The sequence below is a fragment of the Clostridia bacterium genome, assembly GCA_036654455.1.
In the GTDB taxonomy this organism is placed as follows: domain Bacteria; phylum Bacillota; class Clostridia; order Christensenellales; family CAG-314; genus JAVVRZ01.
The window spans coordinates 171,710-184,964 of sequence record JAVVRZ010000002.1; the positions used below are offsets into that span (position 1 = coordinate 171,710).

Genomic DNA, 13,255 nt, shown 5'->3' on the forward strand with positions numbered 1-13,255 from the left:
TTATTCTCCTTTGACACGTTTGATACTGACAAATTGTAATTCTTGAACTGGTATTTCGCTTGTATCGGCTACTATCGCCATAATTAATGCGGCGTCTTGTTCTTCGCAATCATATAGTTTAACGCTTCCTACGCCTATGCCACCCGGTGTTTGTTCGGTAGTTGTGGTAAGAGTCGGTTGGGCGTTAACAACGTCTAGATTTGTTTGCGTTGCCGATTGATTTGTTTGCGTTGCCGAATCGGTTGCGGGTTTGCGGTCTTTAAGTAAAAGAGCCATAAGCTTAATCGCATACATTAGTAGGGCAAGCACGGCTATAATTAACGCCATACCAACCAAAGAAAGTAATGCAATATTGCCAAGCGATATTTCTTCAAATAATAATAAGCTAGTCATAGTAACCTCCCTACTCTATGCGAGTGATACTGTAAGTAACTGTGCGACTCTCCCTTTCTTCCCTTTCTTCAAAGAATTTTTGCGCAACTGCGGGGAATAAAATGTAACTAAGCACGTCTTCTTCGTTTCGAGCAGTCTTACCGAGTTGTTTTGCAGTCTTTTCAAATTCGTCGGGCAAAGTGTCGGCAAAACGTGTGGTAATTTTTGTTTCGCCTGCAAGCGCCTTTGCTTCAAGCTCTGCGTCGATGGGAGCCGGAGAAAGACCATATTCGCCACGAACATACGCCTTGACTTCTTTGCTAATACTCTTGTAACGTTCGCCTAACAAAACGTTACTAGCGGCTTGAACGCCAACCATTTGCGACATTGGCGTAACAAGTGGCGGATACCCTAAGTCTTTGCGAACCTTAGGCGTTTCTTCTAGCACCAAGTCGAGCTTATCAAGCGAATTCTGCGACTTTAATTGAGCTACTAGGTTGCTTAACATTCCGCCGGGTACTTTATATACAAGGGCGTCTGTGTCCGTCGCCATCATACGAGGGTTGAGCGAACCGCTAGCTAAATATTTGTCACGAATAGGTTTGAAGTGGTCGTTAACTTTTTTAAGTAAATCTAAGTCTATGTCTACTTTATAACCTAATTGTTTAAGAGCGTAAGCAAGCGTTTCGGTTGCTGGTTGACTGCTACCGCCTGAAAAACTTGACGTTGCAGTGTCTATAATATCTGCGCCGGCTTCAATTCCCTTTAAATAAGTCATAAATGCAAGACCGGTTGTGCAGTGAGTGTGCAAAATAACGGGCAACTTAACCGCCGACTTAATAGCTTTAACTAAGTCGTAAGCTTCAAACGGACTCATTACGCCCGCCATATCTTTAATACAAATTGAGTTAACGCCCATATCTTCTAGTTGCTTAGCGTATTTAGCAAAATTTTCAAGCGTATGCACCGGGCTAGTAGTGTAACTTATTGCGCCTGAGACTATTGCTTTACGTTTAAGCGCTTCATTAATAGATACTTCAAGATTGCGAGGGTCGTTGAGCGCATCAAATATACGAATAATGTCGATACCGTTGTCAACCGACTTAGCCACAAATTTACGCACCACATCGTCTGGGTAATGCTTGTAACCAAGTAGGTTTTGCCCACGCAAAAGCATTTGTAATTTGGTGTTGGGCATAGCCTTACGCAACTTTCTAAGACGCTCCCATGGGTCTTCGCTTAGATAACGTAGACAGCAGTCAAACACCGCTCCGCCCCAACATTCGACAGAATAATAATTAGCCTTGTCCATTGTTTGCAAAATTGGTTCAAATTCATCAAAGGCTAAGCGAGTAGCTATCAAAGATTGGTTAGCGTCTCTCAAAACAGTTTCTGTAAATTGTACTTTTTGTTCTTTCATATTTTTGTCCTCCATTCTTGCCCACTATATTATAGCAAGGTGTTTTGTCAAATGCAACACTTATTTAGTAAATTAAAAATAAACTTTATATTTTTATATTTAAAACATTCAAAAGTAAAAAATCTTATGTTTTTTTAGTTTTTAATTAGTATAAGTAAAAGAAATTATAATATTTAAAAAAATATAAAAATAAATTAAAAAAGGCTGTTTTATTGTGAAATTACATAATTCTACATAGCAAACAAGCCAAAATACAACCTATAAACGAGCAAAACAGAGCTATAAGCACAACTTTTGCCGTTCTACCGACACGAGCGGTCGCAAAGTAAAGAGCCGACACGTAAAACACCGTTTCGGTACTGCCCATAATAATACTAGCGCATCTTGAAACGTAACTATCCACCCCATACTTAGCGTAAATATCGCTAAGTAGAGCTAACGACCCGCTTCCGGTAAAAGGACGCAAAATTATTAGATTGACAAGCTCGGTTGGAATGCCTAGAAGATTAAATAGCGGACTAGTTAAGTCGGTAAGCAACACGTCTAGTCCGGACGCCTTCATAAGGGCTACTGCAATAAATATTGCAGATAAATAAGGATAAAGCGAAAAGGAAAGCGAAAGCGATTGTTTTGCGCCCTCTACAAAAGCGTTATAAGCCGACACCTTCTTAATAATACAAATAACTAAAACAATAATTATTAAAACAGGAATAAAGTAATTAGCCATTATTTGCCTGCGCTTTTTTAGAGTCGCTAGCCGTTTTGCTTAGCTTGCTTAATTTTTGATTTGACTTTTGACCTTGATTTGACTTTTGGTTGGTCGTACTATTTCTATACAGCAAACTTGTTAGACATATACCTATACAAGTGGTGACTAAGGTTGCAATTAAGGTCGGTAGAGTTATGTCGGCAGGCGAAAGGCTAGAAAAACTTGACCGCATAGAAATAACCGTGCTTGGCAATAACTGTATTGAAGTTGCATTTACTATAAATATCATAGCAACCGCTCTTGAAGGCGAACGGGAAGTTAACGGCAAACTATTATCTTGGTCTTTGGTTACTTCTTTAATTGCCGATAGCGCCGACGGAGTAGAAGCGTTAGAAACTCCCAAAAGATTTGCCGAAATATTAAGCGCAATATATTGCGACGCAACCTCGCTAACCGTACCGTAAACTTTACAAATTAACGGTTTAATCAAACGAGAAATAAAGTCAACTACCTTAGATTCTTGCAAAATATTAAAAATACCTAACCAAAAACAGTAAATTCCGCAAAGCGAAACGCAAAGAGTCAACGAGTCCTTGCAAGCATTGACTACGCTAGGAAGAAATAGCGAAATATCCCCGGTTAAAAGCAAAAATATACTAATTGAAATGACAGTTACCCAAATTATATTCATACATCATTATACTAAAACTTGCTTTACATTATTTGTCAAAATTGATATAATTTGTTTAAATTTAGCAAAGGACGGTAAAAAAATGAAACCTACCTATTACATCACTACGCCTATCTATTATAGCTCGGGTAAACTGCATATTGGACACTGTTACACTACTGTTATTTGCGACGCTATCGCAAGATTTAAACGAATGCAGGGCTATGACGTCTTCTATTTGACAGGAACGGACGAACACGGGCAAAAAGTGGCGGAAAAGGCGGTTTCTAAGGGGGTAACTCCGCAAGAGTTTGTTGACGAACTATTTATTAAAATTAAAGAATTATGGAAATTACTCAATATTAGTTACACAAAGATTATTCGCACAACCGACGACGACCACGTTAAGACCGTTCAAAAAGTGTTTAGACAACTTTACGACAAAGGCGAACTTTACAAAGCCGAATACGAGGGCAATTACTGCACCCCTTGCGAGTCATTTTGGACTACGAGCCAATTAGTTGATGGCAAATGCCCGGACTGCGGTAGAGAAGTCCACCTCGAAAAAGAAGAAAGTTACTTCTTTAAACTGTCTAAATATGCCGACAAACTACTTGCCTTGTACCAAAAAAATCCCGATATAATCTCGCCGATTGCGCGACAAAACGAAATGGTAAATAACTTTATCAAGCCCGGACTTAAAGATTTGTGCGTATCGAGAACTTCGGTTTCGTGGGGAGTTCCTGTTGACTTTGACCAAAAACACGTAGTTTATGTTTGGATTGACGCCCTTGTAAACTATATGTCGGCTCTTGGTTACTCTCAACCCGACCATAGTCAATTTGACAAATATTTTCCGCCCGACCTTCAACTTGTCGGCAAAGAAATCGTACGGTTCCACTGCATAATTTGGCCTGCGCTACTTATGGCGTTAGACTTACCATTACCCAAACAAATTTTCGGTCACGGCTGGGTTTTATTTAATTCGGCAAAAATGGGCAAAAGCAGAGGTAACGTTGTCGACCCCGTTGTACTTTGCAGTAGATACGGCGTAGACGCTTTAAGATACTATCTACTTAAAGAAATTCCTTTTGGTAGCGACGGCAACTTTACTAACGAACTATTTTTAAATTCAATTAACGCCGACTTATGCAACAGCTTGGGCAATCTTGTTTCAAGAACAACCGCTATGGTCGCTCAATACAATAACGGCGTAATTCCTCGCTATAATCTTGCTGACGAACTCGACGACGAACTAATAACTACGGCTAAAAATTGTTATGCGCAAGTCGAGCAACAGGTGGCTAAACCTAATTTACCCGAAGCTATTGCTTGCATATTTAAACTTGTCAACTGCGCAAACAAATATATTGACAATTCCGCCCCTTGGACGCTTGCAAAAGACCCGTCAAATAAACCTAGACTTGACACTGTGCTATATAATCTATGTCAATCTATTAGATACGTCGCCGTATTACTTGCGCCGTTTATTCCCGATACGGCTCAAAAAATATATGATAAACTAGGACAAGGACTTATTCCCGACAATTTTGACAGTCTTAATGACTTTTACAATCTATCTAGTTCGACAGTAAACAAGGGCGAAAACTTATTTGAAAGGATAAATATTTCAAAAGAGTTGATAGAGCTAGAAAAGCTGGGCGTTTAAGCAATGATTGACGCTCACGTTCACTTAGACGACGATAAATTTGACGGCATAAGGGAAGAAATTATCGCAAATTTTAAAGCCGACAACATAAATTATTGCGTAAATTGCGCAAGCGATTACCAAACTACGCTGTCAAGCCTTGCCCTTGCGACAAAATATCAAGAAATTTATTGCGCCTTAGGCTGTCACCCCCACGACGCAAAAACTTATGACAAAAGTTTTGAAAATAAAATTATCGAACTTGCAAACAATCCAAAAGTTGTTGCAATCGGCGAAATCGGGTTAGACTACTACTATGAGCTTAGCGACAAAATTACGCAAAAAGAAGTATTCATTCGTCAAATACTACTTGCCGACCAACTTAAACTACCAATAGTACTGCATATTAGAGAGGCTTACCAGGACGCCTTAGATATTCTTACGCAATACAAAGGCAACTTAAATAACGGCGTTATGTTTCACTGTTTTAGCGGTAGCGCAGAAATAGCTAGCCAACTTGTAAAGCTAGGCTACTACTTCTCTTTTGGCGGAGTAATCACTTTTGCCAAACATAAACCCGAAGTTATCAAACAAATACCTTTGACGCAAATTTTAACCGAAACCGACGCCCCTTACCTTGCCCCAATTCCATTTCGAGGCAAGCTCAACCAACCAAAATACATCTCCTACGTATTGCCTATACTAAGCCAAGCTTACCAACTAACTTCTTCCCAGCTTGAAACTCAACTCGAACAAAACCTAAAAATCCTATTTAAAAAAATTAAATAGACATAGAAAAATAATTAATAAATGTTTTGACAAAGATTATAACAAAAAAGAGCAAATTATCGTTTGCTCTTTTTTAGTATAATTATTTATATTTTTTTGGTAAATGGCGAAGCGAATGTTTGAACGTCATATTTAGGTTAAAAATTAACGAAACGCTTATACAAAATAATTCTAGCCTGACTACGCTTGTTGACAAGGCGGTACGACTGGCAATATTAAATGTTGGGGCTAACTTGGTCTTGCGCAACTAAATGTTAATATTATAAATTGGTTTGATATGTTTCCTTGCGGGAATAATTATTATAAACACGCTTAGCAGGTTGACGGCAAACACACAGCTAATTATTATTGGAACGCTCCAACCGAGGTCGCCTATCGAACCGGCAAGTAACTGCCCTAAGATACTACCCAACATATTAAAGAATAGAAATGCGCCATTAAATCGCCCGCGTTTCTGGTCGGGAACATAAATTTGCGTGCTACTTATGCGGATATTGTAGCTTGTAACGGCAAGCGCTCCTTCAAAAAACATAGTTAGCGCCATTAAATAAAGCGGTAAATGAAAGACTATTATTGAAATGCAGTTTGTGCAAATATAAACAAATACGGCAACGTTAAACTTCTTGCCCTCATTAAACTTAACCTTATATTGTACGGTTGCGCCAACTATACGCCCTATGGTAGAACAACCGAAAATTATTAGGTACGCCCACATGCCGTTAAAGGTGATTCCGTTAATAATCAGTTCGTAATTACTGCGAAAATATGGTAAAATTAGCGTGCTTTGCACTGCCCCGCAAAGACTGATTACAAAAAAGTAAATGGTAATTGCAAGCAAACCTTTCTCGCCAAAAATATATTTAATACCCTCTTTAAAGTCTGCGAAAAAGTTGCGTTTTTGATGTCGTTCCAACGTATCGACAATATTTACGCCTTGCTGAAAAAGTTCAATCTCCTTAGGCGAGGGCGGTAACTTTGCTTGTTCCGCCGGACGAATTAACATTAAGTGAGGTTCTCTTACTCTAATAAATAATTCGCTCGTAGCTGTCAACGCAAAAAGAATAGTCGCCCCTAAAAAGATATTTGTCGCCCCAATACTGTCGTAACCTAGTAAGGTTAAAGGCGAAGTGATAACCGACGCTATCGGCATAAGCATACTGTTAATGCTATACGCTTTGCGAGCCGTATTATTAGTTACAAATAACGGAAAAAGACTGTCAAAAGCTACCATATACGTGCCGTCGATACTGCCTAGCAGTAAAGCTACGACGATATACATCCAATAAACAAAGCTATTGAAGTAAAGCAACAAAGTTACGGTTGCAAAAATTATAGTATAACAATAGTCAAGCATAGGTATTGCTTTGCGTCGAGAATGACGGTCGAAAAAAGTGCCGGCAATCATAGGCGCAATTATACGAGGTAAAATTGAAGCTACCTGCATTAAAGCAAATAACATAACGCTACCCGTAGCGTCAAAAGTAAGCAAGCTAATCGCAAACGTTGCGCAAGTATGCCCCATCATAGAGATAAAACTGCCCACTACTACGATGTTAAAATTTAAGTTCCACATACGTGGAATTTTGTTCATATTATAGTTATACATCTAAGTTAAGAATAGCTTAATCAACAATTATTGTAAAGTAAAATCGAGCATAAATATTGATTATGCAAGACTAATAAACGTTGACAAGGACCTTTAAAAGTGCTACTATAATTAAAGTTGAATATGTTTTTCGGTCGTTGAAACACCAACGATAATAGGGAATAAGGTTAGAGTCCTTAACAGCCCCCGCTACTGTAATGTCGATACAATTTTTCTAGTTACGCCATTGTAATTTTTTACGAGAAGGCAAGAAAAACTGGTTTGAAGCGACAATTAGTCAGGAGACCTGCCGAAAAATCAATTACGAAGTTGTTGCTCGGAGGGAGCAAGGGCGGTCTTTTTTAGTTGTCCACAATTTAACTAAAACTACTTACTAAACTCCTCTTAGCTCAAAATATTAACAAAAAGAGGAGTTTATTTATGAAAAAAATTACAAAAGCGCTTAGTATTGTCCTTCTATTCTGTCTAGTCTTTGCCCTTGCAAGTTGCGGAGGTCTTAACCAAGAAGCAGTAAAATGTACCATTATTATTGGGGAAGAAACCTTTGCGGTAGAAACTAAGACACGGACATTGCACGAAGCCTTGCTCGAACTAAAAGAAAACAAAATTATTACAACTTACGAATTTACCGGTACAACTTTCTCGCCATTTGTAACTAAGCTATGCAAGCTAGAAAGTTCTTCCCAAAGTAGAACTTTTATCGCATTATATCACGATATTGACGACGCTTCTTTAAAGTTACTTGACTCAATAACCTGGCAACCTATTACCACGCTAGTAAACGGAAAAACATACTTTTCGTCTAACGTTGGATTTGCTCTACTGCCAATAGTTGAAGGCGCAACTTATTATATTATTCTAGCAACTTACTAAACATAATTGAAACTACTTAAAGACAATTTAATTAGCCCGAGCGGAAAAACTATTGCGATAGCCTATATTGCAGTATTTGCCGCTACGCTTGTTGGCGGAAAACTTGCGCTTGCTATTATACCAAACGTTGAGATTGTTACAATACTAATATTGTGTTATTCTACGGTCTTTGGCGCAAAATATAGCGTGCCTGCCACAATAATATTCTGCATTATGGAGGCTATCCTCTACCCTTTTGGTAGCTGGGTACTGCTATACTTTATCTATTGGCCCTTGCTTGCGTTTGGCGCATCGTATGCGCTTAAAAAAAGGAAAATTTGTGTAGCGTTAATCTATTCGTTAAGCTGTACGCTAGCATTTGGAATTTTATCTAGCCTTTTCGACGCCTGTATATACTCGCTTGGAACAAATACGGCAGACTCGTTTTTTAAGATGTTTGCTCTTTATTATGTAAGAGGACTATGGTTTTACGCATTTCACCTTGCGTCTAGTCTTGCCGGCGTGTTAATACTATATAAACCCCTTTGCAAAGCCCTTACTTATGTAAAGAATATGTCGCAAGCTCAACTTGCAAACGATTAGGCTTATTTATTTTTACCTAAACAAAAATAAATTTTATATAAAAAGTTTAAATTAACCAACAAATTTATTAGCATTTATTAACCAACAAAAAACAACTCAAAATATATTTTGAGTTGTTTTTTAATAATGTTTTTAATTAATAAGCTACAATTAGTCGGCTACATAAGGTAGAAGCGCCATTTGTCTTGCTCGTTTAATCGCTATTGTAAGCTCACGTTGGTGTTTACAGCAAACACCGCTCATTCTGCGAGGAATAATCTTGCCTTTTTCGGTAATATATTTTCTTAGTTTAGCGATATCTTTGTAATCAATATTTGTTACTTTATCAACGCAAAAGCTACACACCTTTCTGCGAATAGGGCGTTTAGCTGGGCGTTTGGTTGCAGTCTTTTCTTCCATAATAATTATCTCCTTGTTGATTAAATTTAGAATGGTAGCGACGAATCGTCGGTATCAATGGGTTCGAGGTCTTCAATCGACTTCTTCTCATAACTACCGCCCGAGCTACCGTTATTGTTATTGCGAGGTAGAAATTCGACGCTGTCTGCTACTACTTCGGTGCTATATCTCTTCTGCCCGTCCTTTTCATAGGTGCGAGTTTGGATTGCCCCAACAATAGCGCAAGGGTCGCCTTTTTTGAGATACTTGCAAGTATTCTCGGCTTGTGTTCTCCAAGCGATAATGTTGATAAAGTCGGCTGTCTGCCCGTCCGCCGTCTTAAAAGTACGGTTTACGGCGAGCGTAAAACGGCATACTGCTATGCCCGAAGGGGTATTGCTTAGTTCGGGGTCGGCTGTTAATCTGCCAATTAAGATAACTTTATTCATAGTATTAGCGTCCTTTTAGTTAGTTCTTGTTAATTAACAAGAAACGAATAACGGTGTCTGTTATATTCAAAACTCTCTCGATTTCTGCTGGAACTGTGGGAGCGGCAGAAAAATTAATTAAGACATAAAAGCCGTCGTTTTTGTGGTTGATAGTGTAGGCTAACTTACGTACGCCCCATTTGTCAACTGTATCTATTGTTCCGCCGTTATCAGTAACGATAGCGGTAAACTTAGATATTACGGCTTCTCTTGCCTCGTCTTCGAGAGCGCTGTTGATAATAAACAATAATTCGTAATTGTTCATATTTTACCTCCTGGTCTAAAAAATGGCCCTTAGTCATTTGCTAAGAGCAAGGTATGCTTTTTATTAGCTTTGTAATTATAGCAAAAATAAGTTATTTTTGCAAGGGAAATGTATGTAATTTAGGCAATATTTTAATTATTTATAAATTCTTTGATAACTTCGGCTATTGCGTTAGCTCGTGAACTGCGCAACATCATGTGACCGACGTCGTCAAAAATATGAACTTTTGCTTGCCTAAAATAATTTTCAAGCATAGTAATCGAGCCGTACGGCACCATCTCGTCAAGTTTGCCGTAAAGAATAAGGGTAGGACAATCGTTTTCTTGTAAAAAACTATTGCAATGTTTGACCAAACGATTAAAGGTAAATAAGTTGCGGACGTTATAATTTGGTATCAATTCTTTAATCGCTATATTTATAGCTTTTTTGTTGTCTTCTATATATGGGGCGATTGAAGAATCGTCAAAAATATTTATATTTGTAAGTTTGCCTTTGTTTTCGCCTAGCATTTGAAAAGTTTTGCCTGCGTAAAAAGCAAGCCAACGAAAAGTCGTGCCGAAATTTAAATATTTATTTGCGGGCGAAAGCAAAATTAATTTGTTGAGTTTGCGAGTGTTTGCAAGATAGGTTGCCAAAGCTCCGCCCAAAGAAAAACCAAGACAATCAATCTGGTCATAATATTTGCTTAAACCATCATAAGTGTCGAGCAATCCTGCAAGCGTTTGAGTAAAAGAAAACTTTGTATAATCACGTGGAGTTGTATGACCGGGTATCGTATAGTGTTCGATATGGTCATAGGTAGGCGAAATAACGTCGATTGCGCCGTCAAAATCGGTTTTGTCGGTTAAAAAACCATGAATTGTAAGCAAGGCGCGCATTTACCAATCAATCTCCTTGTAAAAATTAGATAAAAATTCGTTAGCCTTAGAAAAATGTTTACACCCAAAAAACCCGTGATAGCTTGATAAGGGCGAAGGGTGAGCGCACATAAGCACTAGGTGCGCCTTATTTGTAATTAGGTATTTCTTAGTTTGAGCGTTATTTCCCCAAAGCATAAACACAATCGGGCGTTTGCGTTTGTTAAGAGCGACAATCACGCTATCGGTAAATTGTTCCCAGCCCTGCCCTTTGTGAGAATTAGGTTTGCCCGATTCGACGGTTAAGACTGTGTTTAGCAGTAGTACGCCTTGTTTAGCCCAATAAGTAAGGTCACCATTGCTAATTTTACTTTTATAACCTAAATCTGCCTCAATTTCTTTCTTAATGTTATATAAACTAGGCGGAATAGGCGTATTAGCAGACACCGAAAAAGATAAACCCATAGCTTGTCCGGCGTTGCAATAAGGGTCTTGTCCCAAAATTACCACGTTGCACTCGCTATAAGAAGTAAGGTCAAATGCCTTAAACAAATCTTTTTGAGGCGGAAAAATTTGCTTAGTAGCGTATTCCTTTAACAAAAATTCCTTTAACTTAATAAAATAAGGCTGGGAAAACTGCGAAATAAATATGTCGTCCCAACCGTTGTAATCTCTCATAAATATTATAAATCGGCTACTAAAATAAGCGTGCTTGATACGCAACAAAGACTGTCGCCTTCGCCGAGCGTAATCTTTTGATTGTTCTTAAATTCTTGCACAAGTCCGTTAAAGCGTACGTTAAAGGTAGCGTCGGCTTCTTCAACGGCTAAACGCATAATATATTTACCCGGTTTAATCTCGTTATGCTCGCCTGAGCCTGCCGTCAAGGTGACATTTCTTGCAAGCGTGACGTATAATTCGTTGTTAGCGTTTAGCGACGGCGTTGCAAAGTCGGGTTTAGTTTCTTCAATATTTTTACGAGGGTCGGGCTTCTTCTTAAACTTCGCAATTAAAATTGTAATTAATACCGAACTCAAAAGGACTAGGGCAAGCACAATAATCCACAGCAAACCGCCTTGTGTTATGCAATACATTTATATTTCCTCCAAGCATTAAAATCTTGCTATAATTATACCACTAAATTTTTAAAAAAACTACATTTTTAGTAAATTTGTCTTTGCAACTTAGCAAAAAACAGTCTAATTCTATCTTAAATATGTCGAACAATTTTTCAGCAAGTTGTAAGTTATCCTAAAAAATTAGCCCCCTACTTTTTTAATAAGGGACTAATTGTTTTTAAAAATATATTTGGTAAATACGTTATGTAAGCAAAACTATTTGTTGATGTTAAAACAAGTCTTAGTTATTCCAACTTCTATTTGATTGTCGTTATAAATTATAGGCGAAGCAAGGTTGTCGATATTTTGTATAGTTTGCTTGTTGGAATAGTTAAGTTGACGCAAAATTTCTGCCACGACAAAGGTCCAAGAACGAGCAAGACTATCTTCCATTTTAATAGCCACGGAAATTTTTTCTTTTTTGAGGGCGAAACAATATACCCCTTGCGCTCCGTTTTTTGCCATAATGTTAAAGTCTGCGTTTAACACGCTTGTTAAGTCGTTTGTGCCGGAAGTGTAGTCGGGATACATATTAAATAAATGCGTAATCTTTTCAACTTGCTTTCTTACCGAGCTATCTTCAACAAGTTCGGGACAAGCAAGACGCAAGTAAGACAGACACATATTGGGCATTGGCACGGCAAATACCGGCACACCGCAACCATCTACGCCGATACGAATTTTGTTATAGGGATAAGACGACATTTGAGAAACGATTTGTCTAACTTCTTTTTGCGCCGGACAATCTATTTGCCAGTAGTTTTTGTGGGCGCAGGGGGCGTAATTGCCTATGTGACGGGCGAGCATCATAAGCGATAAGTGTTTGCCCGAGCAATTATGCAGAACCTTGCGAGGGGGCAAATGTTGCTCTATCATACGATTTTTGTCAACTTCTTTTGCAGGATACGTGGGTAACATTATCAATTCTTGTTCGGTAACGCCTATTTTATCCATAATTGAAAGTAACGCCTTTAAGTGGATATCTTCCCCTGCGTGAGAAGACGCCATAACGGCAATTTCTTGTCCTTCTAGGTGATATCTTTGGTCTAGCCCATAACAAAGCGTGGGTAAAATTTGTATCGGCTTAGAAGTAGAACGGTAATAGGTAAGCGCGCCGACGTTGCCTAGACTATATATAATTTTACCCGAATAGTCCATAATACAAATTCTGCCGTGATGGTCGTTTTCTAGCACGCTTCCACGATATTCCTTAGTTAAAACCATTTTATGTTTTTGCTCCTTTAAAATATTTCATCATTGCAATCGTACGCTTATTGACCTTTGACTTGTACTCATTTGTTGCTTTTAATATTATTTTAAAACTTCGATTTCAAATATTTTAAGCAATAATATTGTACACCACATATTGCAATTTGTAAATAGCAAAACAAATATTAATTTGCTCCTTTAAGCTAAATTATTGTTATATTAAAAAATTTAATTGTTTTTAGCATTATATGTTTTGACATATATAAGAAAT

16 protein-coding genes and 1 riboswitch are annotated in these 13,255 nt (G+C 38.1%); of the genes, 4 read left to right on the forward strand and 12 right to left on the reverse strand.

All coding sequences use genetic code 11. The annotated features are described in order from the left end of the window. The 4 genes from RR062_02905 to RR062_02920 form a co-directional block, all read right to left on the reverse strand. On the reverse strand, nucleotides 1–393 hold the full coding sequence (locus RR062_02905; GenBank protein MEG2026660.1) for an OadG family transporter subunit: 393 nt from the start codon (nucleotides 391–393) through the stop codon (nucleotides 1–3). A 10-nt stretch (nucleotides 394–403) separates the two neighbouring features. Then, nucleotides 404–1,792 (reverse strand): pyruvate carboxylase subunit B, encoded by a 1,389-nt coding sequence (locus RR062_02910; GenBank protein MEG2026661.1) that lies wholly within the window; start codon nucleotides 1,790–1,792, stop codon nucleotides 404–406. 220 nt (nucleotides 1,793–2,012) lie between these two features. Further along, nucleotides 2,013–2,519 (reverse strand): spore maturation protein, encoded by a 507-nt coding sequence (locus RR062_02915; protein MEG2026662.1) that lies wholly within the window; start codon nucleotides 2,517–2,519, stop codon nucleotides 2,013–2,015. Continuing rightward, nucleotides 2,512–3,192: a nucleoside recognition domain-containing protein gene (locus RR062_02920; GenBank protein MEG2026663.1), complete on the reverse strand. Its 681-nt coding sequence runs from the start codon at nucleotides 3,190–3,192 to the stop codon at nucleotides 2,512–2,514. The genes RR062_02915 and RR062_02920 overlap by 8 nt, the downstream gene beginning before the upstream one ends. A gap of 82 nt (nucleotides 3,193–3,274) precedes the next feature. On the opposite strand from RR062_02920, the gene metG reads away from it, so the two are divergent. Beyond that, complete coding sequence (gene metG / locus RR062_02925) at nucleotides 3,275–4,840, forward strand: methionine--tRNA ligase (protein ID MEG2026664.1); 1,566 nt, start codon at nucleotides 3,275–3,277, stop codon at nucleotides 4,838–4,840. 3 nt (nucleotides 4,841–4,843) lie between these two features. Next, the gene (locus tag RR062_02930; GenBank protein ID MEG2026665.1) at nucleotides 4,844–5,608 is read left to right on the forward strand and encodes a TatD family hydrolase; all 765 of its coding nucleotides are present in this window, start codon (nucleotides 4,844–4,846) and stop codon (nucleotides 5,606–5,608) included. A 247-nt stretch (nucleotides 5,609–5,855) separates the two neighbouring features. Here the strand turns inward: RR062_02930 and RR062_02935 are convergent, their stop codons facing one another. After that, nucleotides 5,856–7,199 carry an MFS transporter gene (locus RR062_02935; GenBank protein ID MEG2026666.1) on the reverse strand — a complete coding sequence of 448 codons (1,344 nt, stop codon included), beginning with the start codon at nucleotides 7,197–7,199 and terminating at the stop codon, nucleotides 5,856–5,858. Nucleotides 7,200–7,328: 129 nt separating this feature from the next. Beyond that, a riboswitch (cobalamin riboswitch) is annotated at nucleotides 7,329–7,523 on the forward strand. A gap of 111 nt (nucleotides 7,524–7,634) precedes the next feature. Between RR062_02935 and RR062_02940 the strand changes: the two genes are divergently transcribed. Both RR062_02940 and RR062_02945 read left to right on the forward strand, forming a co-directional pair. Continuing rightward, nucleotides 7,635–8,087: a hypothetical protein gene (locus RR062_02940; GenBank protein ID MEG2026667.1), complete on the forward strand. Its 453-nt coding sequence runs from the start codon at nucleotides 7,635–7,637 to the stop codon at nucleotides 8,085–8,087. A 6-nt stretch (nucleotides 8,088–8,093) separates the two neighbouring features. Continuing rightward, nucleotides 8,094–8,669, forward strand: a complete 576-nt coding sequence (locus RR062_02945; protein ID MEG2026668.1) for a hypothetical protein — start codon at nucleotides 8,094–8,096, stop codon at nucleotides 8,667–8,669. A 150-nt stretch (nucleotides 8,670–8,819) separates the two neighbouring features. Here RR062_02945 and rpsR read toward each other — a convergent pair whose 3' ends face one another. The 7 genes from rpsR to RR062_02980 all read right to left on the reverse strand — a co-directional run bounded on the left by rpsR (nucleotide 8,820) and on the right by RR062_02980 (nucleotide 12,999). Continuing rightward, nucleotides 8,820–9,068 (reverse strand): 30S ribosomal protein S18, encoded by a 249-nt coding sequence (rpsR, locus tag RR062_02950; GenBank protein MEG2026669.1) that lies wholly within the window; start codon nucleotides 9,066–9,068, stop codon nucleotides 8,820–8,822. Between the two features lie 26 nt (nucleotides 9,069–9,094). Further along, on the reverse strand, nucleotides 9,095–9,496 hold the full coding sequence (locus RR062_02955; GenBank protein ID MEG2026670.1) for a single-stranded DNA-binding protein: 402 nt from the start codon (nucleotides 9,494–9,496) through the stop codon (nucleotides 9,095–9,097). 19 nt (nucleotides 9,497–9,515) lie between these two features. Further along, nucleotides 9,516–9,800, reverse strand: a complete 285-nt coding sequence (gene rpsF / locus RR062_02960) for a 30S ribosomal protein S6 (protein MEG2026671.1) — start codon at nucleotides 9,798–9,800, stop codon at nucleotides 9,516–9,518. 131 nt (nucleotides 9,801–9,931) lie between these two features. Further along, the gene (locus RR062_02965) at nucleotides 9,932–10,678 is read right to left on the reverse strand and encodes an alpha/beta hydrolase (GenBank protein ID MEG2026672.1); all 747 of its coding nucleotides are present in this window, start codon (nucleotides 10,676–10,678) and stop codon (nucleotides 9,932–9,934) included. Continuing rightward, nucleotides 10,679–11,335, reverse strand: coding sequence for a uracil-DNA glycosylase (gene ung / locus RR062_02970; GenBank protein MEG2026673.1), 657 nt, complete (start codon nucleotides 11,333–11,335; stop codon nucleotides 10,679–10,681). Between the two features lie 5 nt (nucleotides 11,336–11,340). Then, complete coding sequence (locus RR062_02975; protein ID MEG2026674.1) at nucleotides 11,341–11,751, reverse strand: hypothetical protein; 411 nt, start codon at nucleotides 11,749–11,751, stop codon at nucleotides 11,341–11,343. Nucleotides 11,752–11,991: 240 nt separating this feature from the next. Continuing rightward, the gene (locus RR062_02980) at nucleotides 11,992–12,999 is read right to left on the reverse strand and encodes an asparaginase (GenBank protein ID MEG2026675.1); all 1,008 of its coding nucleotides are present in this window, start codon (nucleotides 12,997–12,999) and stop codon (nucleotides 11,992–11,994) included. Nucleotides 13,000–13,255: the final 256 nt, after the last annotated feature.